This window comes from Candidatus Endomicrobiellum cubanum (genome assembly GCF_031278955.1).
GTDB lineage: Bacteria > Elusimicrobiota > Endomicrobiia > Endomicrobiales > Endomicrobiaceae > Endomicrobiellum > Endomicrobiellum cubanum.
This window is the reverse complement of the sequence record NZ_JAITJM010000013.1, coordinates 22,396-46,505: the sequence shown is the minus strand read 5'-3', so window position 1 is coordinate 46,505 and position 24,110 is coordinate 22,396. Positions and strand designations below refer to the sequence as shown.

The following is a 24,110-nucleotide window of genomic DNA, read 5'->3' as shown; positions in this document are numbered from 1 at the left end:
ATCTGATTCCGCAAAAACTCAAGTCAAAAAGTTTGCTGTGAAAATATAATATGTCCCCTGTTGGCTTGTAAAAATTTACCTTAGTAAGCCCTAACTTGCTCTACACCTAACAGAATCAGCTCTAATCAAATTTACAATAATTGTTAAACCCATTTGAGAGTCTACTAAAGTACCATCTAAAGCAAAAAATCATAGCTCATTATTTTATACCCATTTAATTAGTTCAGGTATATATTGAATCTCTCCATTATAGTTAGGTAAAATTCTTATTGTATAACCATTTTTGCCAACCTTATCAATTATGATCTTAGCCTCAAAAATATAATTATCGCCATCTTTACTAACTAAATACATTTCATTTGCTACAGCACTATTTATAGCTTTGTTTGTATCTATATATCCACTATAAACTTGCACAGATATATCATCTGGAGAAAGTTCACCTAAATATACCTTAGCGTTAATAGTAACTTCTTTGGATATTTTTACCTCATTAGACATATTATCACTATATGAAATTATTTTAACATTGTCCCAACTAGTATATATATTTTTTAACCATTGAGCTTTTTTATTTGCAAGCTCAAAATTATTCTGCATCATTTTATTGTGCTGTATAGAAGTTGGAATATAGAATTTTCTTGTATATTCTTCAATCATTCTATTCGTATTAAATACTGAGCCTAAAGTTTGCATAGAAAATTTCATTTTTTGTATCCATCCTCTAGGAATACCATCTTGTCCACGCGTAAAAAATAATGGAATAATTTCTTTTTCCAAAACTTCATAAATATCATTACTTTCAACTTCATCTTGATAAGCTCTATCCGTATAATAATTTATAGAACCTATAGTCCAACCATTATTTTTATTATAACCTTCACACCACCAACCATCTAAAACACTAAAGTTTATAACACCATTTACTGCAGCTTTCATACCACTCGTACCAGAAGCTTCTTCCGGCCTTAAAGGGTTGTTAAGCCAAATATCTGTACCTTGTACTAAGTAGTGAGCAACATTTACATCATATTCTTCTAAGAATACTATTTTATGTACAAGTTCTGGATCTTTAGATAATTCTACTATATTTTGTATTATTGCTTTACCAGCAGTATCCTGAGGATGTGCTTTACCAGCAATAATTATCTGAACGGGAAAATACTTATTAGTAAGAATTTTCTTTATTCTTTGCAAATCTTTAAATATTAAATTACCTCTCTTATATGTTGCAAACCTCCGTGCAAAACCTATTGTAAGTGCATCTGGATCTAAAACTTCATCAGCATAACTTAACATTTTTTGTGATGCACCATTTCTTTCAAGTTGATGACATAGTCTTGACCTTGCAAAAGAAACTAAGCGTTCTCTTCTCCTTTCATGACTTCTCCACAACTCTGCATCAGGGATATGCCAAACCCTATCCCAAACAGCATGATTTGCAGGCTCATCTCTCCAAGCATCTCCAAGGTATCTATTAAAAAGCCCTGAAAATTCATAGGAAATCCAAGTGTTGGTATGTATCCCATTTGTTATGTATGTTATTGGTATTTCTTTTCTTGGAAGACTCGCCCAAATACCTTGCCACATATCTCTACAAACCGTTGAATGCAATCTGCTTACACCATTAGCCTTATTTACAGTTTTTAAAGCGAGAATTGTCATTGAAAAATCTTTTAAATTTTTATAATCTTTGGTAGGAAAAGCTCCCAATTGCAAAAGCTGTTCTTTTGTGATTCCAATCTCTTTACAAAGTTTGTCAAAATATTTAAGAAATAAATCAGCTGAAAAAACTTCATTTCCAGCTGGTACTGGGGTGTGAGTTGTAAACACACTTGTGCTCTTTACCATTTGGAAAGCAGCCTCAAAAGAAAGGTTAAAATCTTTAATATATTGTCTAATTTTTTCTAAAAGTAAAAATGCAGAATGTCCTTCATTTATATGTATAACATCAGGTTCTATATTTAAAGCTCTTAATAGTTTCATGCCTCCAACGCCTAAAACAATTTCTTGACGTATACGCATATCCCTATCTCCACCATAGAGCTGTCCTGTAATATTTTTCATATAATCAGAATTTTTGTCTAGATATGTGTCTAATAAGTAAAGAGGAATTCTGCCTACTTGGATTTTCCAAACTTTTGCATATATTTTTTCTACGTTGGTATCTATTTCTATTATTAGCTCAGATCCATCTTCATTTTTTACAACTTGTAAAGGCATATGTAAAAAATTATTTTCAATATGTTCTTCTTGTTGAAGTCCGTCACTACTTAATAATTGCTTAAAATAGCCATATTTATATAAAAGGCCTACTCCAACAAGAGGAAGTCCCATATCACTTGCAGATTTTAAATGATCACCAGATAAAATTCCAAGTCCTCCAGAATATATAGGAAGACTTTCATGTATAGCATATTCTGTAGAAAAATACACAAACTTAAAATTAGAATAATCCGTACATTCTTGATCGTACCATGTGCGCATATTCATATATCTATCAAGAGAATTTTTAACTCTTTCAATTTGTGAAATAAAGCTATCGTCTTGAGATAATTCAATTAATTTTTCTTGAGAAATTTTTTCAAATACTATTTTGGGACTATGGTAAGTTTCTTCCCACAAGTCTCTATCCATTCTTCTAAAAAGTTCTACTGCATCACTATTCCAACACCACCACATATTATTGGCAATGTCAATTAGAGGTTGCAAGGATTCAGGCAAGTCAGGTATTGCTATAAAAGTTTTTGCATTATTAGCAAAATAAGCTTCTTGTTTTTCATTAAACAAATCTAAATCCATACTAACTCCTTTAAAAAGATTTTTTATTTATTTTATTAGTATAGTAAAGTAAAAAATTCAGATATGCTATTACAACAACTTTTATATTGCTAGTATTTTATCATTGAAAAATAAAAGAAAATCATTCTAATCTAAAAATGTTTTAATTTAAAACACAAACTAAGTATGCTTTTAAAAGTGTGGGTCTAATACATAATGTGTATAATCGCTATAAATTTTTTCAAAGCAAGGCAAGCACATAGGGTTTATCGTTAATAAACACAAGTTTTTAACGCAGCAGTGCCAAAAAAGGCATTGTAAGAATATGCGTTAAGGTTTTTAGAAACATCCTAGTATTATTTAGAATACAAAATGTATAAAAAAATATCAATGATTTTTTTGATTAAATATATCTGCAAACTTTAGATAGCATTTTGTTTTTCATACAACAAGTAGTTAAAATATATTCTTAATCACTGTTTTATTTATTAGTTATAGGTAACACAAATGTTTTTTTTGAGATGGGATTTTCACCCACAATAACTTTAACATCATAAATCTTCTCTATATTTTGCACATTCAAAACTTCTTTTGTTTTTCCATACTTATAGACTTTGCCGTTTTCCATTAATGCTACCTTATCACAAAATTCGCTAGCAGCATTTAAATCATGCAAACTCAATATAATAGTTTTATTAAATTTTATATTTACCTCTCTTAAAACCCCTAAAACAGCATTTTGTTTACCTATGTCTAAATAAGATGTAGGTTCATCAAATAAAATGACATCTGTCTCTTGTACTAAAACTTGAGCTATTAAAACTAACTGTTTTTCTCCACTAGAAAGTTCGTTAACTTCCCTATTTAAAAAGTGCGATAATTTTAAAAAATCTACTACTTTATTTACTACTGCATAATCTTTTTGTGTAGGAATTTTAAAGACCTTCATATATGGATATCTTCCAAACATTATAAAGTCTTTTACTGGCAAGTTTAATGATGTGTCTACATATTGTGGCAAAAATGAAAGTTGCTGTGCAAAATCTTTCCTTAAAAATGAATCTATATTTTGCAAATTTATAAAAACATTACCACTGTAAGGTCTAAGTACTCTAGCTATAACTTTTAATAGTGTGCTTTTGCCAGAACCATTTTTACCAATAATACCAAAAAAACTATTCTTTTCTATATTAAGATTAATATTTTTTAATATTTGCTTTTTTAAGTACCCTGCAGATACATTTTCTATTCTTATCATTTTGTCTCTTTTTTCATTCTAACAAATAAACAAATGAAAAATACTCCCCCTATAATGCTTGTCACAACACCTACTGGTACTTGTATAGGGAGAATTATAATTCTTGCTACAGTATCACAAATTAAAAGGAAAAGTGCTCCGAAAAGCGCACACGCTGGTATTAAAACAGTATTGTTTACTCCAACAATTTTTTTCATTATATGAGGTATCATAAGTCCTACAAAACCTATCACGCCGCACATGCTAACAGTAATAGCTGTCATAATCGATGCTATAGCAAATAAAATTTTTATAGTTTGATTTATGTTTACACCAACTGTTTTAGATTTTTCGCCACCAAGAGCTATTAAATTTAAAATATTTCCATAAAAAGTCAAAAGCAATACACCAATAAAAGCAAAAATAGAAACAACTGGAAGGATATTAATATCTACATAAGATAGATTCCCCATAAGCCACATAACAGCGGCCTGTACATTTTGAGAAGGCGCTAAAACATATAAAAGCATTACAAGAGAAGAGAATATATAACTTACAACAACTCCAGACAATATCATAGAGTTGGAATCAAAGTTTTTATAAGAACTTAACAAATAAACTATAAAAACCGAAATTAAAACACCTCCTAAAGCAAATAAGGGAACTAAAATAGCAGACGCTACGGTAAACAATCCTGATACAAAAGCTATCGCAGCACCAAAAGCAGCGCCGCCAGAAATACCCAGAGTAAACGGATCAGCTAACGGATTTTTTAATATAGATTGGAAAACGCAACCACTTACTGATAAAGTTGCGCCTGTAATAACTGCCATAACAACTCTAGGTAAACGAATATAAAAAATTGTTCTTTCTAGATTTATATCTTTTCTCACAGCAAATAAGTGTTTAATATCAAATATTGATATACTAGTTGTTCCAATCCATAGAGAAATTAGCATTGAAAATATCAATAAAATAGTTAAACATATAAAAATTACTAACATCTTTTTTTTGAAAAACATTATACAGAACCTTTGTGCTAGTTTTTATACAGACCTGTAAATAATATTTATTAAAATTTCTACACTTTTTGAAAATGTTAAAGGCGTTAACATGAACAAATCTTTTTCATCTAAAACAAAAATTTTATTATTCTTTACAGCGTTTAACAACTTATATTTTTGCCAAATCTCTTTTTCTTTAATACCAAGATAACCCATATTAATGATTATTATAATATCTGGATTACGTTCAAGAACGTTCTCAATATCAACAGAAAAATATTTTAAGTTTATATCCCCATACAAATTCTTAGTTTTTGTGTAATAATTATAATCATTTATAAAACTTTTATTCCCTAAAGTATATAAAGGCATTGCACCTATTTGCCAAAAGACATTTAGGTTTTTATTAATACTCATTTTATCATAAGACTCTTTGAGAGATTTTTTTGCTTGTTTTATGATATTTTCAGCATACTCTATATTTTCCTAATTTTTCTGCCAACTTTAAAAAATTAGTGCAAATATCATCAAAACTTTGGGCTGATTCCATTACATAAATATCAAACCCATTATAATTATGTTGCTTTAGCATATCAACTGTTCTTTGAATATTTCCATCTTTAGTTGCAATAATTAAGTCGGGCTTAAGATAAATTATTTTTTCTATATCTTGCTCTAACAAATTTCCTACAATTTCTTTTTTTGTAGTACCTTTTTTAGAAAATGTAGTTATGCCTTTAACAAAAGATTCCAAGCCTAATTCATATAAACTTTGTGTTACAGATGGTGCTAAAGAAATAATCCTTTTATACTCTTTACAAAAAGATTTAGAAAAAAATAAAAATAACATCAAGATAATAAAAAATATTTTACTGTTCATATTTTAAATTATGGATCTATCTAAAAACCCTAATGCATACATAATTATTGTGAATTTTTTGACAAAGTAAGGCAAAAACAGCAAAACTTATCATATAATAAGCACCACCGGCAGTGTCGAAAAATGCACACTAAGGACATACGTTAAGGTTTTTAGACAAGCCTTTAGTACTCTATACCTTTTTGTGATTTGCTGCCAATATTATAGGGATGTTTAATTTCTTTCATTTCACTAACCAAATCAGCAATTTCTATTAATTGTTGAGGAGCTCCTCTACCTGTAACAATAATTTTTGAATTATAAGATAGTTCTTTTAATAATTTTAAAAAAATATTAATATCAATAAATTGGTCTCTTAAGGCTATATTAAATTCTTCTAATACTATTAAATCGTATTTTTTGTTGCCTTTTAAAATTTCTCTTATTTTGTCTAAAGCCTCTAAACACTGTTTCAAAACAGTATCTAAACTTATACCATGGTTAAAATATGGATGTTCTTTTGCAAAACTAAAAAAATCTAAGCCATCTAAATTTTTTAAGATACCTTGCTCACCATAAAATATATCGCTCTTAAATAACTGTATTATACACACTTTAAAATTATGTCCTAAAGCACGTACAACTTGACCAATAGCTGCAGTTGTTTTACCTTTACCATTTCCTGTGTTTACTATTATCATAACAAATCAACCTACTTAAAAAATTCCCTCGATGCACCACATTTAGGGCATTTTTCTGGAGGGTTATCACCTAAATACTTATAACCACAAACAGCACATTTCCATTCTTTTGCATTAGTTTTAGAACTAACATGAGAATAGTTAACATCAAAATTTTTTTCTTTTGGACGACTCTCAGGAATAGATGAAATTGTTTTTTTATTTTCATACACATCTTTTGATACATATAAAGCACAAAAACATGATCCATACTTTTGTATATCATTTTCCATATAACTACAAGGACATATAAGATCTGAATCTAACGCGTAGTCTCCCGTAGACAATCTACACGGACAAGAAGAATAGCCATAGCGATTTAAATTTCTTATAAGGCCCTCTAACAAAGCATTAACAAAAGAAGTATCCTGGTTTAAATAATAACCTTTATCCTTAGCATTTGTTTCTAAAAATACTCTCAATTCTTGCGGTGATTTTATATTTTCCATATATCCTCTATTGTAAAATTTCTTTTATCGCTTCAGGCTGATAGCCTACTATAGTCTTTACTTTATCTATAAGTATAGTAGGAAATCCCCCTTGTGGATTAACTGCAGAAATCTCTGACATGACCTTATTTTGCTGAGCACCTTCAAGCAAATCTACATCAATGTAACTATATTTAATACCCTTATCAAGCAAAAACTGCTTTGTTTTCTTACACCAAACACAAGTACTCAAGGTGTAAAGAAAAACTGAGTGTTTGTCATTTGAACCCTCTACGTGTTTTATCATTCTACTCTCCTTTTACAGTGTAAACACAGTTATTGTAATGCATAATAACACGCTACCCTGACAATGTAGCGATTTTTTCTTTTATATACTAACATTGACATATAATAAATTATACTTACAACTCATCTTTTGCATAGAAGATTATGTTCTTTAAAACTAAAATATTTATTGTTTGCAACTATTATATGGTCAAGTAAAAAAACATCTATAATTTCTAAAGCTTTTTTTATGCTATAAGTAGAATGTACATCATTTTTAGAAGGAACAAGAATTCCTGAAGGGTGATTGTGAGCTATTATAACAGATACTGCATTATGTTTTAAAGCAAGTTCTGCAATTTTTCTAGTGTTTAAATATGTTTTATTTACAGTTCCACTTTCTAATTCTAAACAAGATAAAATTTCATTTTTAGAGTTTAAATTTAAAATATAAAATTTTTCAACTTGTTCTGTACCTATAGACGACATTAAATAACTATAAACTTTTTCTGGAGAATCTAAAACACTTTTTTTCTTTATATCTAAGAAACAGTAAAAAGAAGCAAACTTTTTTAAAAATACTATAAACGTCGCAATGTTTTCTGAAACTCCCTTAACTTTTATTAGATCTTTGAGACTTGCATCAAAAACCTGTTTTAAACTTCCAAAATTAAAAATTAGTTCTTTTGCCAAAATTTTCACATCTTTTCTTAAAACAACGTATGTCAAAACCAGTTCTAAAACTTCATAATCTGCTAAATTATACAAACCATTCGAAAAAAACTTATCTTTTAATCTTTTCCTATGCCCTTCATAATGTAACTTTATATTACTTGTATTTTTTAACAAGTTACTTTTTTCCTCATCTCTTTTTTTATAGAAGTTTTCTTTTTTAATTGTAAATTTTTTTTCTTTTGCTCTTTTAGAACGCTTCTTTTTTTGTTGATGTATTTTTTTTATTTCTTTACGCTTAGAAGAAATAATCCCTAAAACTTGATTTTCTAATTTTTCAACTAACAAACGTCTTGCAAAAAATCTATTTTTACCTTGACTTCTTTCTTTAGAACATTTTATTTCTATTCCGGAAGGAATGTGCTTCAAATAAACAGCTGTTGAAACTTTATTGACATTTGGCCACCTTTACCTGTAGACCTTATGAATTCTTCTTTGATGTCACTCTTTTTAATATTATATTTTCAAATTTTTTTTCAAGTTCATTTTGCTTCTTTAATGCTACGCCAAAATCTATCATATTTCAATTTGTTCCTGTTTAAGTTGCTTTACAAGTTCCATAGTATTTGTATAAACATATGCTTTTATGCCTGTTTCTTGTGCGGCATGTATGTTCCTTTCTAAATCATCTGAAAAAAATATTTTTGACGGCAAAACATTATAATGTTTTATCACATTTTCAAATATTTCGCGGTCAGGCTTACGTAAGCGCATTTCATAAGAAAGAAATATTTTATCAAACAAAGAAAAAACTTGAGGATATCGTTCTTTTAAAAAATTAAAGTGAAGTTCATTGGTATTTGATAATATCCCCAAATGATATCTGCCAGATAAAGAAGCTATAACATCTACAGTTTCTGGGATAAGTTCAAATATATTATTCCACACAACTGCAAATTCATTATATGTGCCTGTATAATGCATTTCTTTTGCAAGCTGATCATAAAAATCCAAAGATGATATATCTCCAGTTTCATACACCTGAGCAGTTTTTAAACAATTTGGACTTAGTGCGTTAAAATCCGTTATTTTCTTATCATCTGGGACTTTCTTAATATACAATTTGATAAATCTAAACAGGTCGAATTTAAATATAACATTACCCAAGTCAAAAATTATAATTTTATCAGACATAAAACTAATCTCTTCCTTTAGGGTCTACTATTAAAACCCTTAACTTATATTCTTAGTGCTCCATTTTGGATTCTGCTGCATTAGAAAACTTGTGTTTATCACACGATAAACCCTATGTCCTTGCCTTGCCTTGTCAAAAAATTTACAAGAATTATGTGCACAAGGTTATTTATCAACCATTTAATTTTTTATTTGTTTCTGTTTTTCTACTTGAACATATTTAGCTGCTTCAACAGGAGATTTCTCTCCAATTATAATAGCTTGTAAATTTGTACTAAAATAATTAGTTACTTGCCAACTTTCCTGTTTTGGTAAAGGAGGATAAGCATTTTTTGCATTATCGTAAAAAATATTTAATATTTTAGGAAGCTGTTCTTTTATTTCTTTATTTGCAGGAATACTTAAAGTTTCTTGAGAAAGAAGGACCTGCTGAGAGATTTGAGTCAACCATTTTAAAAAATCTATAGCTTTTTGTTTATTAGGAGAAGACTGATTTACATAAAAATATGTTCCTCCAGAGGTAAAGCTTTTAACATAAGAACTTTTAGAGACTGGAGGAGGTAAAAATATGCCTAAATTAATTTTTTTCTTAGCATCTGCATACATAGGCAATGCCCATGAACCTCCAAATATCATTGCAGCTTTTCCTGATGCAAATTCTTTTTCTGCTTCATTGTTAGTCATATTCATTATACTTGGTGCAAAAAAATCGTTATCTTGCATATCTTTAAAAAGATTAAATATTTTAACCCACTTTTCATCTGTATATGCAAGCTTACCATTTATTGTTTCTAAAATACCTTTCTGGCCCAAAATATCCATTTCATAAAATTTAGCAAAAGATCCAATGAACCAGCCTTGAGCAAAACCACTAACAAAAGGTTTTATATTGGCCTGTTTCAATTTTTTCCCAATTTCAATGAATTCTTGCCAAATAGAAGGTGGGATGTTAGGATCAAGTCCTGCTTTAGCAAATAAGTCTTTATTGTAAAAAATTATTAAAGATTGCATATCTAATGGAATACTATAAATTCCAGGGTCTATATTCCACTCATTTCCATTTTCATAATAATCTTTTACTAAAGCTTCCTCAAAAAACACATCTTTCCAAGACTCTTCATTTAAATCTTTAGAAAGGTTAGCAATAAAACCTTCTTGTATAAATGAAGCAATTTCTATTTTGTCTGCTAGAGGGCTAAATATCTCAGGAAGTTCTTTTGCCGCTTGCGCCATCGATACCTTATTTCTATATACATCCTTTGGATAGTAATTTTTAAAAACAACTCTTATGCCTGTTTCTTGAAGATATTTTTTTGCAAGAACTTCAAAAGCTTTTTGCTTTTCTGGCATCCAATGCCAAACAACTACATCATATTTAGTACTTATAACATTTTTTCTACAAGCGCCAAAAAAAACAAACACCAGCAACAAACATACTATTAGTTTAAAATGATTCATAGTTTACTCCAGTGTCTCTTAAAAACATTAACAGGTCTGTCTAATATTACATCTTATTATTTGCCCTCGGATGACGTACATCTTTGCCATGTACCATAAAAATAATATCTTCACAAATATTTGTAGCATGATCTCCAATTCTTTCTATACTTTTCGCAATAAAAATCAAATCTACGGCTTTTTGGATAAGTTCAGAACTTGAAGAACTTGCTATTATATTCTTAATATCATCAATAATTTTATCCCTTAATTTATCAACTTCATCATCTTTTTTAAGTATTGTAAAAGCAAGGTCGGCATCACTTGTATTAAATGCTTTAATAGATTCTACAACCATATTCTCAACAGCTAGAACCATATTAGGGATATCTTCAAGAGGCTTTAACTCTTTATATTTTACTAAGTCTTTTGCCATTCTACTGATACTTACAGCTTCGTCACCAATTCTTTCAAGATCGCTATTAATTCTCATAGCGGAAGTTATAAACCTTAAATCCGTACCAACCGGTTGGTTTAAAGCTATAAGTTTTAAACATTTATCATCTACAACTATCTCTTGTATATTAACTTTTTTTTCTAAAGAATACACCTTTTCTACTTGTTTTAAATCTTTCCCTGAAAGCCCTACAGTAGCAGCTCTAATCATTTCTTGAACAAGACTGGCCATGTCAAGAAGACGATTTTGTAAATCGTTCATTTCAATATCAAAATGACGCATAACATCTCCTAAACTAAGACATTGAGTTTCTCTAAAAACATTTAGAGAGACTTTTTAATATTTTAATCAGCCAAATCTGCCACTTACATAGTCGTCAGTTTCTTTCTCAGACGGATTTGTAAATATTTTATCAGTTTTATTAAATTCTATAAGTTTACCTAAAAGCATAAATGCTGTATCTTGGGAAACTCTAGCAGCTTGTTGCATGTTATGAGTAACTATTACAATTGTATAATCTTTTTTTAACTGCATCATTAGCTCTTCTATTTTTCTTGTCGCAACAGGGTCTAAAGAAGAGCAAGGTTCATCTAACAAAATAATACGGGGAGCAACAGCAATTAATCTTGCTATACAAAGTCTTTGTTGCTGCTCTAGCGTCAAAGTAAGTGCTGACTTACGCAATTTATCTTTTATATCATCCCACAACAAGACGGCTTTTAAACTCTTTTCAACTGTTTCGTTAATAATATTTTTATTTGACGTAATCCTGTTAACTCGCAAACCAAAAGCAACATTTTCATAAATTGAAATTGGAAATGGGTTAGGTCTTTGAAAAACCATTCCAACACTTCTACGTAAAAAATCAACGTCGATATTTCTATCATAAATATTGGCACCGTCTATATTTATTTCTCCTGCTGTTTTTACTCCTTCTATTATATCATTAATTCTATTAATAGATCTTAACAATGTAGACTTTCCGCAGCCAGACGGTCCTATCATAGCTGTAATTCTGTTCTCTTCTATATAAATATTTACATCTTTAAGAGCATGAAAGTTTCCATAATAAAGATTAAAATTTTTTATCGCAATTTTTGACATTATCCAAATCTTCCTGTTATATAGCCCTCTGTTTGCTTTTCTTTTGGAGAAACAAATAATTCTCCTGTTTTATCAACCTCTATGAGTTTTCCCATAAGAAAAAAAGCAGTTCTATCACTAACACGAGATGCTTGTTTTACATTATTAGTTACAAGCACTATTGTGTATTTTTGTTTTAGTTCTAACATAGATTCTTCAACTTTTGCGGTTGACACAGGGTCCAAACCTGAACAAGGTTCATCAAAAAGAATAACTTCAGGGTTAATAGCAAGAATTCTTGCTATACAAAGTCTTTGCTGTTGTCCTCCAGACATTTTCATTGCAGACGTATGCAGTCTATCTTTTACATCGTTCCATAAAGAAGCATCTTTTAAAGATTGTTCAACGAGAGCATCTATATCAGATTTTTTATTAATTAATCCAAGTCTTTTAGGAGCATACACAATATTATCATATACACTCATAGGAAGAGGTATAGGCATAGCAAAAAGCATCCCCACGCGTCTTCTTAAAGATTCCATATTCACATTAAAAATATTTTCACCATCAAGGAAAACTTCCCCCATTCTACTAAATGATACATTCAAATCACTCATTCTATTTAAAGTTCTTAGAAATGTTGTTTTTCCACTATTTGCAGGACCTATAACACTTAAAATCTCATTTTTTACAACATTAATACTTAAAGAATCCAAAACACACTTTTTATTATAAAAACAACTTAAATTTTTTACTTCAATTTTATTTACCATTTCCTGTGCTTCCTAAAATAAACTCTTGCAAAAATTGCAACAAAACTTATACTTAAAACCATCATCATTAAAACAAGAGCCGTTCCGTATATAATATTTTTTGGCATATTAGGTATTTGTGTTGAAATTATATACAAATGATAAGGTAAAGCCATCACTTGATCAAATATAGATTTCGGTAAATGCGGCACATAAAAAGCCGCTGCAGTAAAAAGTATAGGAGCAGTTTCGCCAGAAATTCTTGCTATACTAAGAATTGTTCCAGTTAAAATTCCAGGGAGAGCATTTGGCAATACAATGTGCCTAATAGTTTGCCAACGACTCACACCTAGAGATAAGCTTACTTCTCTAAAAGATTTAGGAACACTATTTAAAGCATTTCTAGAAGTAGTTATAATAACGGGAAGCTCCATTATAGATAAAGTTAAAGCTCCAGCTATAATAGAAACACCTAGTTTAAAAAACATGACGAAAATCCCAAGCCCAAAAAGACCATAAACCACAGAAGGAATGCCAGCTAAGTTTACAATCGCAAGTTTAATTACTCTAGTAAGGAAGTTATCTTTTGCATATTCATTTAAATAGATTGCAGCGCAAACTCCTATAGGGAGAGTAATAACAACCGCACACATAACTATAGCAAAAGTACCCACTATTGCAGGCAGTATTCCTCCAGAACGCATACCATCTTTTGGCATAGAAGTTAAAAATTCCCAGCTAATAGCAGAAGCACCATTTTTTACAATTAAAAACATAATTACCAAAACAGGAACAATAGCTAATATTGTTGCCATAAAAAGAAGTATATATGAAAGTTTTTGAGATAATTTAGGGCTAAGTCTTATCATAAATTTTTATTTTTACCTAAAAACAAATCTGCTACAAAATTTACTACAAAAGTAATTAAAAAAAGTACTAGACCTATAGCAAACAACGATTTATAATGAACGCCACCTCGCACAGTCTCACCCATTTCAGCAGCTATTGTAGCCGTCATTGTTCTTATTGGATCAAAAATTGAATGTGGCACATGAGCAGCATTCCCTGTTATCATCATAACAGCCATCGTTTCTCCTATTACTCTACCTATCCCAAGCATAATAGCAGCTATTATGCCAGGCATGGCAGCCTTTAAGATTATTCTTCTTAGCGCTTGCCATTTTGTAGCACCCAAAGCAAGAGCTCCCTCTTTATATTGCCAAGGAATAGATCTTATAGCATCTTCAGATATCGTAACAATTGTAGGCATTGCCATAAAGCCAAGCATTATAGAACCAGAAAAAGCGCTAAGTCCTGTTGGAAGATTAAAAATATTTTTAACTAAAGGAACTACTGTTACCATACCTACAAAACCAATAACAACACTAGGAATTGCAGTCATAAGTTCAACTAAAGACTTTAATATATCTCTAACTCCTTTAGGAGCAATCTCAGCTATAAAAAGGGCTGACATTACACCAATTGGAACAGCTATTAAACAAGCCCCTAATGTAACCAAAACCGAACCGCATATTAGAGACAATATGCCAAAAGATAGAGGAGTAGAACTTGGATACCAAAACTGATTTGTAATAAACTTTACAAAACTAAAATCTTTAAAAAAAGATAAACCTTCTTTAAGCAAAAATGAAAAAATTAAAACAACAAAAACTATTGACAACATACCACATATAAAAACTATTGTTTCAATAATATAATCTAAATATTCTCTCACTTTAGTCCTTCTTAATTGGAACAAAATCTGTGTCAACAACAATCTTTTGCCCTTCATCAGATACAGCATAATCAATAAACATCTCTATTATGCCTTCAGGTTTACCATTAGTATACAAATATAAAGGTCTAGAAATTGGATAAGAACCATTAACAACTGTATCTCGGGTCGGATAAATATATTTACTATTTTCATCCACGGCAACGGATATAACTTTTATTTTATTATCAACAAACCCCATCCCAACATAGCCTAATGCATTAGGGTTTTGCAAAACTTCATCATACACAGCTTGAGACGATGGCATCATTAAAGAATGTACAGAAAATTCATCTGAAGAATTCGCATAACCACTTCTTATAACATGTTCTTTAAAAAACATATGAGTGCCAGAATTAGCTTCCCGAGAAAGAATAACTATTTTTCTATTCTGACCACCTACTTCTTTCCAATTCGTAATCTTTGCCATAAAAATATTTTTAAGTTCAGTTAAAGTCAATTGAGTAACGGGATTATCTCGATTAACAATAACAACAAGACCATCTAAACCTACTTTAAAGCCTATAGGATTAACATTATTTTGTTTGGCTAAAGCAACTTCTATGTCTTCTACTTCTCTAGAAGACATAGCGATATCACAGGTTTTATTTATTAAAGAAGCAAATCCAGTGCCAGAGCCACCACCTGTGATGCTGATATTTAAGTTAGGATGAGATTTTATAAAATTTTCAGCCCAAACCTGTATAAGATTCACAATAGTATCAGATCCCTTTATCTGTATAGATTCTATCTTTGCTTTGTTACCATGACTAGAACAAGCAAACAACAGTAAAATAGACATTATGCAGTACAAAACTAATTTTTTCATTATTCCCATTCTATTGTTGCCGGAGGCTTATTAGAAATATCATAAACTACTCTGTTAACACCTTTAACTTCATTAATAATTCTTGAAGACATCTTTTCAAGTAATTCATAAGGCAGTTTTACCCAATCTGCAGTCATTGCATCATCAGAATTTACAGCCCTTATAGCTATAACATACTCATACGTCCTGACATCTCCCATAACTCCAACAGTTTTAACAGGCAACATTATCGCAAATGATTGCCAAACTTTCTCATAAAAGCCAGCTTTCATAATTTCTTCTGTTACTATACTATCTGCTTCTTTTAAAATACTTAATTTTTCTTGAGTTATTTCTCCAAGAACCCTGACTGCAAGACCTGGACCAGGGAAAGGTTGTCTATTTAAAATTTCTGCAGAAATTTTAAATTCTCTTCCTAATGCTCTAACTTCATCTTTAAATAAAAACTTTAAAGGTTCTACAAGTTTCATTTTCATCTTTTCTGGAAGACCGCCAACATTATGGTGACTTTTGATTGGAGTCTTTGCATCTTTTATTGAAACACTTTCTATAATATCTGGATAAATTGTTCCCTGAAGTAGGAAGTCTACACCTTTAAGTTTCTTAGATTCTCTTTCAAAAACATCTATAAATGTTTTACCTATAATCTTCCTTTTTTGTTCAGGATCAACCACCCCTTTAAGTTTTGATAAAAATATTTTTTTTGCATCAACAATTTCAAGATTTTTTTTAAATACTTTCCCAAAAACTTTTTTTACTCTTTGGGTTTCCCCCAATTTTTGAAGGCCATGATCAACATAAATACAAAAAATTTGCTTTCCTATAGCTTTATGCAACATAACTGCAGCTACTGAAGAATCTACTCCGCCAGATAAAGCACACAAAACTTTACTTTTTCCAACTTGTGACTTAATTCTTTTTATTTCATCTGTTATGTAAGACTTCATGGTCCAATCTCTTTTTGAACCACAAATTTTAAATACAAAATTTTGAATAATCTTTTTCCCATTTACAGAGTGTTTTACTTCTGGGTGAAATTGCACCCCATATATATTATTTGAAACATCTTCAATAGCTGCATATGGAGAATTATCTGACTTTGCAGTAATCTTAAAACCTTTTGGCATTTTTGATAGCTTATCACCATGACTCATCCATAAAGTCTCTTTTGAATTTAAACCATCAAACAAATAGCAATCGCATTCTACATCAACATTTGCAAGTCCAAACTCTCTATGCTTTGACGGCAAAACTTTCCCGCCCAAATGCTGCGCAATAAGCTGCATACCATAACAAATACCCAAAATAGGCACACCTAACTTCCAAACCTTTGGATCAGGCCAAGGAGCATTTTTAGCATAAACGCTACCATACCCACCTGAAAAGATTACACCCTTTACACCTTCCAAATTTGAAAAAGAATTTAAAGATTTATTTCCTGGATATATCTGGCAATAAACCTTCTCTTCTCTTATACGTCTTGCAATCAATTGTGTGTATTGCGAACCAAAATCTAGTATTAAAATCATTGTAGTCCTTTAAAATTACCAATCTATTATGCGTTAACATTGTATCAAATTTTTGCTTGAGTTATAGTTTTTTGGGTCTGATACTTGCCTTTTCTATCTGCATAAGAAGTTTTACAAACTTCGCTTGCTTGTAAAAATAACACTTGCGCAATTCCTTCATTTGCATAAACTTTAACAGGCAAAGACGTTGTATTTGCTATAGAAAGCGTAACATATCCCTCCCACTGAGGCTCAAAAGGAGTAACATTTACAAAAATACCACATCTAGCATATGTTGACTTTCCGAATGCTATTGTAACAATATCTCTTGGTATTCTAAAATATTCTATTGTTTTTCCTAAAATAACAGAATTTGGAGGTATTTCTATAAAATCTGCAACTGTAACCAATTTAAATACATTTACAGAATTCTTAGGATCAAGGACTTTAGCATTAACGTCCATAATCATAAATTCATTTGAAACACGCATATCATATCCATACGAAGAAGTACCAAAAGAAATATTTCCTTTCCTAACTTGATTTGGCTCAAATGGTTCTATTAAGCCTTGCTCTAAGGCCATCTTATTTATCCATATATCGTTTTTTACCATTACATTATATCCTCTTTAAAAACATTTAGAATAACCGCATTCTCTGCAAACCACACACCCTTCAGCAAAAGTTAACATCTCTCCGCATTCAGGGCACTGTGGACAAGCTCCAGACACATTTGCATCAGCATCAAAAGAATATTGTCTTTCTTTATTTGTATCAGAATTATGTAAGGCTTTTTGCATAAATAAATCTGGTGACATTTTTTCTTTGTTATAAGCTTCTAAAGCTTTTGCAACTGCATCAGCACAAGACAAAATAGCTCCTCCTTCTGCAAGTGTAGGAGAAGGACATCTTATTCCTTTTATTTGTTTTATAATTGCTTGTTGATCAATTCCAGAACGCAATGCTAAAGAAATTAAACGACTTATAGCCTCAGCCTGAGAAGATGTACAACCTCCAGACTTCCCAAGTTGAGTAAACACTTCGCATATGCCATTATCATCTTCATTGACCGTAACATACATTTTTCCACAACCAGTATGCATAAGAAACGTAAAACCCACTGTCCTATTAGGACGAATTCTAGGTGGGTTTGTCCCTTTTGCAGAGAGCTCTCCTTCTTTTTTATTTGCAATGTTTAAAACCTGTGTTTCTCTGCTCCCATCACGATAAACAGTAACACCCTTACAACCCATTTTATAAGAAAGAATATAAACTTTTTTTACATCTTCTTTTGTAGCATTATTTGGAAAATTTACGGTTTTTGAAACAGCATTATCAGTAAATTTTTGAAAAACCGCTTGCATTTTTATATGACTCTCAGGAGAAATATCATGCGATGTAACAAATATTTTTCTTATATCTTCAGGAATTTCATTAAAATCTTGAATACTGCCTTTTTGGGCAATTTTATCCATAAGCTCCTCAGAGTAAAAGCCCTTTTCTTTTGCTAACTTTTCAAAATATGGATTAACTTCATACATTTCTTCATTGTCTAAACATTGCGCTCTTTTGTAAACAATAGCAAAAATAGGTTCTATTCCACCTGAAGCAGACGCTATAATACCAATTGTTCCTGTCGGAGCAATTGTAGTAGTTGTAGCATTTCTTATTAATTTCCCCTCACTATAAATACTATTATCAAAATTTGCAAATGCTCCTCTTTTTATTGCAAGTTCTTGTGAAAAATAATGAGATTTGTTTTGAATAAAACCCATAAGTTTCTCTGCAAGATTTAAAGATTCTTGGCTCCCATAAGCAATACCTAAACTTAAAAGCATATCTGCCCAACCCATTACCCCAAGTCCTATCTTTCTATTAGAACGAGTAACTTCAGCTATTTTCTCTATAGGATAATTATTCATGTCTATAACATTATCTAAGAAGTGCACGGCAGCCTTAATAACTTTTTCCAATCTTTTCCAATCCACATCTTTATTTTTTACAAAATGACCCAAGTTAATAGATCCTAGATTACATGATTCATAAGGAAGTAAAGGTTGTTCCCCACAAGGATTGGTGGACTCTATTTTACCTACTTCTGGAGTGGGATTTTTGTCATTTATACTATCAATAAAAACTACGCCAGGTTCACCATTTTTCCAAGATTGTTCAACAATCCTATCAAAAATAGCTCTTGCATTTAAAACTCCAGAAACTTCACCATTCCTTGGGTTATAGAGATTATAATCTTTATTGACCTCTAAAGCACCCATAAATTCTTTTGTTATAGCGACAGATATATTAAAGTTATTTAAACTATCATTTTTATCTTTAGAAGATATAAATTCTAAAATATCAGGATGGTCTATGCGAAGCATACCCATATTAGCCCCTCGTCTAGTACCACCTTGTTTTATGGCTTCTGTAGCGGAGTTAAAAACATGCATAAAAGACACAGGCCCAGAAGAAACTCCACAAGTAGTTTTTACAACATCTTTATTAGGACGCAGCTTAGAAAAAGAAAAACCTGTCCCTCCTCCAGACTTATGTATAAGCGCAGTGTTCTTTAAAGTTTCAAAAATAGAATCCATGGAATCTTCTATTGGCAAAACAAAACATGCAGATAATTGTTGTAAATGCCTTCCAGCATTCATCAGCGTTGGAGAATTTGGCAAAAAATCCAAATTTGACATTGCAAGATAAAACTCTTTTACAACTGCATTGATATCTGCATTTTTATCATAATTAATATCTGCCTTTGCAATATTACATGCAACCCTGAAAAATAAATCTTCAGGGTTTTCAATTATATTTTCATTTTCATCTTTTTTTAAATAACGCTTTTGTAAAACTGTTAAAGCATTTTTTTCTAGTTTTACTTTGTTTTTTAATAAATCATCTAATTTTGCAGTTGCCATAAAAAACTCCTTAAATAACCCAAGCTTTTATACTTTCTGTCTTTTTATATGTTCTTTTTTTAATTTTTTTAGTTCCTCCATAAAAGTATCTATATCACTAAATTTTCTATAAACAGAGGCAAACCTTACATACGCCACTAAGTCAATATCCCAAAGTTTTTCTAAAATTTTTTCACCTATAATTGTAGATGAAATTTCCATTATATATTCACTAAGTATTTCATTCTCTATTTCACTTACAAGTCTATCTATAGTTTCAGCAGAAATTTGACATTTTTTGCAAGCTCTATCTATGCCAACCCAAATCTTCTTTCTATCAAAAGGCTCTCTAGAGCTGTTTGATTTAACAACCATAAGTACTATTTCTTCTGGACGTTCAAAAGTGGTATATCTTTTTTTGCAGTTGGAACATTCTCTACGCCTTCTAACAGCTGATGTATGCTCAACAGGACGAGAATCTAGTACTTGATCATTAGTACTACCACAAAAAGGACATTTCATGTTTTTTCCTTACTCTTGGGTTTTTCTAAAAACCATATTTGCTTTAAAATACACTATATGTAGTATTACAAACAATACTACAACATACACATAGTTTTGTCAATTAAATAAAAATTTACTTCTACTATTATTTTGGTAAACCTAATAAATAAAACTAGCTGAAAATACCTTTTTGAAAAATTTTAAGGATTTAAAAGCCAAATAAAAAAAACCTCGTCAAAAATGACGAAGAATTTTTATATAAACAGCCGATGAGAGGATTTGAACCTCCGACCCATTGCTTACGAAGCAATTGCTCTACCAGCTGAGCTACATCGGCATAAAGGCAAATAAATTAAAAAATAAAAAAACATGCTGAGGGACAGAATCGAACTGTCGACACCAGGTTTTTCAGACCTGTGCTCTACCGACTGAGCTACCTCAGCATAAAGTCTATTTAACTTTTAGTATATTTTTCAAAAGCCTTTTTGCCAACATCAAATGCTTCACTTACTTTATCTCTACCTGATAAAACTTTCTCACGACCTTCTTCATAAATTCTTTTCCCAGCTTTAGCAATATCTTCACCCAAATCATTTACATTATCAACAATATCTTCACTTAACCTTCTAATACTTTTTCTAGTTTCTTTACCAGATTTAGGAGCATATAAAACCCCGACTGCTACGCCAATTATTCCACCTAAAATAAAAGCTAAGAACGTACCTTTATTATCACTCATCATTTCTCCTTATACCTATTTTTTCTTTTTATTAATACTAGAAACAGCGTAAAAAAGAAGAGAAATTATTGAAGCAACTGGAGATGACATCTTTTCACTTATTGAAGCAACCTTACAAGAAACTTTATTTACAAGATCAAGTTCAATATTAATCTTCTTAGCAGCCATTTCAATCTCTATAGCAGTTTTTTTAATCTGAGCTAACGCCAAGATAAAATAAACTACGCCAATAACTACAGATATAGCTATGATACTAAGTACAATAATTAATATCAACTCACCACATTTCATTTTTTGATTTTAACATAAATATAAAAACATGTCAAATGTTATCGTTATAACATCAACTAAAAATGTATAGGGTCTGTCTAAAACCCTTAAAGTAAATTTCGCAATAAATTTACTTGGCATTTTTTTATTTTTAGATTATGATACTAGCACAGGTGCCGCTTTTGAGATTTTTGAGCTTAATTTTAACAAGGATGCTCAAAATGATTAAATTTGTATCTGTACTTTCCTCCGTAGCTTTTGCGTGTTCTATCTCTTTTGCGGGCGGCCCAGGACAAGATGGCACAATAAATGAAAATGGGGATCTTCTACTTGCAGGTGGAGATATCACAATCGTAAACCCGGCAAGAGTAAATAGTGAACTTAACCGTAGCCTAGACGTCCAAGATGTGACAAATGCTTTCCAAACTGGACAACAAATCCTAGAACAAGGTCAACAAGTTATAACACAGGCAGCTGAAGCAGTCGATACATGTTGCCTCTTTTTATGAATTCATAAAAAGAGCATTTTCAAAGAAATCTTAATATTAACTAAATTTTAAAATAGCGCTAGATTTTTATTGGCTAGCGCTATTTTTGTTTACTAGATTTCATATCCTTAAGCTCTAACATCCTATCTCTTAAAATAGCAGCAGACTCAAAATCTAAACTTTCTGCTGCTGCTTTCATTTGTACTTCTAAATCTTTAATTATTGAATCTATATTTTTTTTAGTAACTTTATAATCAAACTTTTCTTCAGACAACATATGTGTAAGAGATTCTTTTTTTGACAAGTTTTTAAACTCTTCAAGTTCATTAACAGCTTTAATTATTGTTGTTGGTTTAATATTATTTTGTTTATTATACTCTAATTGTTTTGCTCTACGCCTTGCCATTTCAGTTAACGCTTTTTGCATTGAACCTGTCATAGTATCGGCATAAAAGATTACGCGTCCATCAATATTTCTTGCTGCTCTTCCACAAATCTGTATTAAAGTTGACTCTGAGCGCAAAAAACCTTCTTTATCTGCATCTAAAACTACAACTAACGAAACTTCTGGCAAATCTAAACCTTCTCTTAAAAGATTTATTCCTACTAAAACATCAAATTTTCCAAGACGTAAATTTTTAAGTAATTCTATTCTTGTCAAAGCATCTATTTCTGAGTGTAAATACTCTACTCTAAAATTTTTTTCTTTAAGATAAGCAGTCAAATCTTCCGACATTTTTTTTGTTAGAGTAGTTACCAACACTCTTTGTTTTTTAGTAACAGTTTTTTTAATTTCATCCATTAAATCGTGTATTTGTCCATTTATAGGACGTATAATAACTTCTGGATCTATCAAGCCTGTAGGTCTAATAATTAAATCTACTATATTATTCTTACTTCTTCCTAACTCATAGGCACCCGGAGTAGCAGAAACCATCATAAATTTTCTTATTAAACTCTCAAATTCTTCAAACTTCATAGGTCTGTTATCTAATGCCGAAGGCAACCTGAAACCAAAATCAACAAGAGTTTGCTTTCTACTTCTATCCCCTTCATACATCCCTCTTATTTGAGGTATCAAAATATGAGATTCGTCAGCTATCATTAAAAAGTCGTCACTTTCTTGTAAAAAATAGTCTATTAAAGTAGTTGGTCTAACCCCAGGCAGATTTCCAGCAAGATGTCTTGAATAATTTTCAACACCATTACAAAAACCAGTTTCTCTTAACATTTCCATATCATATTTAGTTCTTTGTTTTAAACGTTGAGCTTCTAAAAGTTTATTTTTAGATCTTAATACTTTAAGGCGTTCTTCTAATTCAATTTCTATAGTTTTTATAGCTTTATCAATTTTCTCTTTACTAACTACAAAAAGCTTGGCAGGATAAATATATGCTTTTTCTTTTTTAGAAATAATTTCTCCTGTAACTGGATTAAAATCTTTTATACTTTCTATAGTATCTCCAAAAAATTCAACTCTTAATGCTGTCTCAAGATATGCAGGAAAAATTTCTATTGTGTCACCTTTTACTCTAAATTTTCCTCTAATAAACTCTACATTGTTTCTTTCATAGTGAGAAGATATAAGTTCATTTAAAAGCGCGTCCATTGGTTTATCTTTACCAACAACTATTTCAATACACATATTCTGATAATCTTTAGGAGAACCTAAATTATATATACAAGAAACAGAAGCTACTACTATGACATCTTTTCTTTCAAGAAGTGAGGTAGTAGCTTTAAGGCGCAGTCTATCTATATGATCATTTATTGAAGCGTCTTTTTCTATATATGTATCGCTTGATGGTATATAAGCTTCTGGTTGATAATAATCATAATAAGATATAAAATACTCTACAGCATTATTAGGGAAAAAGGATCTAAACTCAGCGTAAGTTTGAGCTGCTAAAATTTTATTTGGAGATATTATTAACGTCGGCTTTTGAAGCTTCTCAATGAGATTTGCCATAACAAAAGTTTTTCCAGATCCTGTAACACCAAGCAATACTTGAGATTTTTTATCGTTTAAATAATTATTGTACAGTTTCTCTATTGCCTGTGGCTGATCCCCAGACGGCTTAAATTTAGAAACTAACTTAAATTTTTCCATTTTTACAAATCCATTATTATTTGGGCGTCTCTAAAAACCTTAACGCATATTCTTATTAGGAG

At 30.6% G+C, this 24,110-nt stretch carries 25 protein-coding genes, 2 tRNA genes and 1 pseudogene; 1 reads left to right on the top strand and 27 read right to left on the bottom strand.

Features of this window, described 5'->3' with window-relative positions; all coding sequences use genetic code 11:
* Positions 1-204: 204 nt before the first annotated feature.
* The 26 genes and pseudogenes from glgP to LBD57_RS01160 form a co-directional block, all read right to left on the bottom strand.
* A complete protein-coding gene (gene glgP, locus LBD57_RS01285) occupies positions 205-2,802 on the bottom strand; it encodes an alpha-glucan family phosphorylase (RefSeq protein ID WP_373469536.1) in 2,598 nt (865 codons plus the stop codon).
* A 460-nt stretch (positions 2,803-3,262) separates the two neighbouring features.
* Complete coding sequence (locus LBD57_RS01280; protein WP_373469535.1) at positions 3,263-4,039, bottom strand: ABC transporter ATP-binding protein; 777 nt, start codon at positions 4,037-4,039, stop codon at positions 3,263-3,265.
* The gene (locus LBD57_RS01275; protein WP_373469534.1) at positions 4,036-5,040 is read right to left on the bottom strand and encodes a FecCD family ABC transporter permease; all 1,005 of its coding nucleotides are present in this window, start codon (positions 5,038-5,040) and stop codon (positions 4,036-4,038) included. Before LBD57_RS01275 ends, LBD57_RS01280 begins: the two co-directional genes overlap by 4 nt.
* A 24-nt stretch (positions 5,041-5,064) precedes the next feature.
* On the bottom strand, positions 5,065-5,481 hold the full coding sequence (locus LBD57_RS01270) for an ABC transporter substrate-binding protein (RefSeq protein ID WP_373469538.1): 417 nt from the start codon (positions 5,479-5,481) through the stop codon (positions 5,065-5,067).
* A 7-nt stretch (positions 5,482-5,488) separates the two neighbouring features.
* The gene (locus LBD57_RS01265; RefSeq protein ID WP_373469533.1) at positions 5,489-5,902 is read right to left on the bottom strand and encodes an ABC transporter substrate-binding protein; all 414 of its coding nucleotides are present in this window, start codon (positions 5,900-5,902) and stop codon (positions 5,489-5,491) included.
* 164 nt (positions 5,903-6,066) lie between these two features.
* The gene (locus LBD57_RS01260; RefSeq protein ID WP_373469532.1) at positions 6,067-6,582 is read right to left on the bottom strand and encodes a cob(I)yrinic acid a,c-diamide adenosyltransferase; all 516 of its coding nucleotides are present in this window, start codon (positions 6,580-6,582) and stop codon (positions 6,067-6,069) included.
* 11 nt (positions 6,583-6,593) lie between these two features.
* Complete coding sequence (locus LBD57_RS01255; protein WP_373469531.1) at positions 6,594-7,070, bottom strand: ferredoxin-thioredoxin reductase catalytic domain-containing protein; 477 nt, start codon at positions 7,068-7,070, stop codon at positions 6,594-6,596.
* Positions 7,071-7,077: 7 nt separating this feature from the next.
* Positions 7,078-7,356: a glutaredoxin family protein gene (locus LBD57_RS01250; RefSeq protein WP_373469530.1), complete on the bottom strand. Its 279-nt coding sequence runs from the start codon at positions 7,354-7,356 to the stop codon at positions 7,078-7,080.
* A gap of 122 nt (positions 7,357-7,478) precedes the next feature.
* Positions 7,479-8,183: a DNA repair protein RadC gene (gene radC, locus LBD57_RS01245; RefSeq protein WP_373469537.1), complete on the bottom strand. Its 705-nt coding sequence runs from the start codon at positions 8,181-8,183 to the stop codon at positions 7,479-7,481.
* A 42-nt stretch (positions 8,184-8,225) separates the two neighbouring features.
* Positions 8,226-8,453 (bottom strand): annotated as a pseudogene (locus LBD57_RS01240) (peptide chain release factor-like protein); the annotation flags it as partial.
* Positions 8,454-8,582: 129 nt separating this feature from the next.
* On the bottom strand, positions 8,583-9,200 hold the full coding sequence (locus tag LBD57_RS01235; protein ID WP_373469529.1) for an HAD family hydrolase: 618 nt from the start codon (positions 9,198-9,200) through the stop codon (positions 8,583-8,585).
* A 180-nt stretch (positions 9,201-9,380) separates the two neighbouring features.
* Positions 9,381-10,658, bottom strand: a complete 1,278-nt coding sequence (locus LBD57_RS01230; RefSeq protein ID WP_373469528.1) for an extracellular solute-binding protein — start codon at positions 10,656-10,658, stop codon at positions 9,381-9,383.
* Positions 10,659-10,704: 46 nt separating this feature from the next.
* Complete coding sequence (gene phoU, locus LBD57_RS01225; RefSeq protein WP_373469527.1) at positions 10,705-11,376, bottom strand: phosphate signaling complex protein PhoU; 672 nt, start codon at positions 11,374-11,376, stop codon at positions 10,705-10,707.
* 66 nt (positions 11,377-11,442) lie between these two features.
* Positions 11,443-12,198, bottom strand: coding sequence for a phosphate ABC transporter ATP-binding protein PstB (gene pstB, locus LBD57_RS01220; RefSeq protein WP_373469526.1), 756 nt, complete (start codon positions 12,196-12,198; stop codon positions 11,443-11,445).
* Positions 12,198-12,950, bottom strand: coding sequence for a phosphate ABC transporter ATP-binding protein (locus tag LBD57_RS01215; protein WP_373469525.1), 753 nt, complete (start codon positions 12,948-12,950; stop codon positions 12,198-12,200). Before LBD57_RS01215 ends, pstB begins: the two co-directional genes overlap by 1 nt.
* Positions 12,944-13,798 (bottom strand): phosphate ABC transporter permease PstA, encoded by an 855-nt coding sequence (gene pstA, locus LBD57_RS01210; protein WP_373469524.1) that lies wholly within the window; start codon positions 13,796-13,798, stop codon positions 12,944-12,946. Before pstA ends, LBD57_RS01215 begins: the two co-directional genes overlap by 7 nt.
* Entirely contained in the window at positions 13,795-14,664 is an 870-nt protein-coding gene (gene pstC / locus LBD57_RS01205; RefSeq protein ID WP_373469523.1) for a phosphate ABC transporter permease subunit PstC, read from the bottom strand. The genes pstA and pstC overlap by 4 nt, the downstream gene beginning before the upstream one ends.
* 1 nt (position 14,665) lies before the next feature.
* On the bottom strand, positions 14,666-15,532 hold the full coding sequence (locus LBD57_RS01200; protein ID WP_373469522.1) for a PstS family phosphate ABC transporter substrate-binding protein: 867 nt from the start codon (positions 15,530-15,532) through the stop codon (positions 14,666-14,668).
* The gene (guaA, locus tag LBD57_RS01195; RefSeq protein ID WP_373469521.1) at positions 15,532-17,061 is read right to left on the bottom strand and encodes a glutamine-hydrolyzing GMP synthase; all 1,530 of its coding nucleotides are present in this window, start codon (positions 17,059-17,061) and stop codon (positions 15,532-15,534) included. Before guaA ends, LBD57_RS01200 begins: the two co-directional genes overlap by 1 nt.
* Positions 17,062-17,105: 44 nt before the next feature.
* Positions 17,106-17,654 (bottom strand): dCTP deaminase, encoded by a 549-nt coding sequence (gene dcd, locus LBD57_RS01190; RefSeq protein ID WP_373469520.1) that lies wholly within the window; start codon positions 17,652-17,654, stop codon positions 17,106-17,108.
* Positions 17,655-17,669: 15 nt separating this feature from the next.
* Entirely contained in the window at positions 17,670-19,958 is a 2,289-nt protein-coding gene (locus tag LBD57_RS01185) for a vitamin B12-dependent ribonucleotide reductase (protein WP_373469519.1), read from the bottom strand.
* 27 nt (positions 19,959-19,985) lie between these two features.
* Complete coding sequence (gene nrdR / locus LBD57_RS01180; protein ID WP_373469518.1) at positions 19,986-20,459, bottom strand: transcriptional regulator NrdR; 474 nt, start codon at positions 20,457-20,459, stop codon at positions 19,986-19,988.
* A 246-nt stretch (positions 20,460-20,705) separates the two neighbouring features.
* Positions 20,706-20,778: transfer RNA gene (locus LBD57_RS01175), tRNA-Thr, on the bottom strand.
* A gap of 33 nt (positions 20,779-20,811) precedes the next feature.
* Positions 20,812-20,884 (bottom strand) — tRNA-Phe (locus LBD57_RS01170).
* Between the two features lie 11 nt (positions 20,885-20,895).
* Positions 20,896-21,180: a YtxH domain-containing protein gene (locus LBD57_RS01165; protein ID WP_373469517.1), complete on the bottom strand. Its 285-nt coding sequence runs from the start codon at positions 21,178-21,180 to the stop codon at positions 20,896-20,898.
* A 15-nt stretch (positions 21,181-21,195) separates the two neighbouring features.
* Positions 21,196-21,471 (bottom strand): hypothetical protein, encoded by a 276-nt coding sequence (locus LBD57_RS01160; RefSeq protein WP_373469516.1) that lies wholly within the window; start codon positions 21,469-21,471, stop codon positions 21,196-21,198.
* A 200-nt stretch (positions 21,472-21,671) separates the two neighbouring features.
* Between LBD57_RS01160 and LBD57_RS01155 the strand changes: the two genes are divergently transcribed.
* Entirely contained in the window at positions 21,672-21,959 is a 288-nt protein-coding gene (locus LBD57_RS01155; RefSeq protein WP_373469515.1) for a hypothetical protein, read from the top strand.
* Between the two features lie 79 nt (positions 21,960-22,038).
* On the opposite strand, the gene uvrB is transcribed toward LBD57_RS01155, so the two are convergent.
* Positions 22,039-24,048: an excinuclease ABC subunit UvrB gene (gene uvrB / locus LBD57_RS01150; RefSeq protein WP_373469514.1), complete on the bottom strand. Its 2,010-nt coding sequence runs from the start codon at positions 24,046-24,048 to the stop codon at positions 22,039-22,041.
* Between the last annotated feature and the right edge of the window lie 62 nt (positions 24,049-24,110).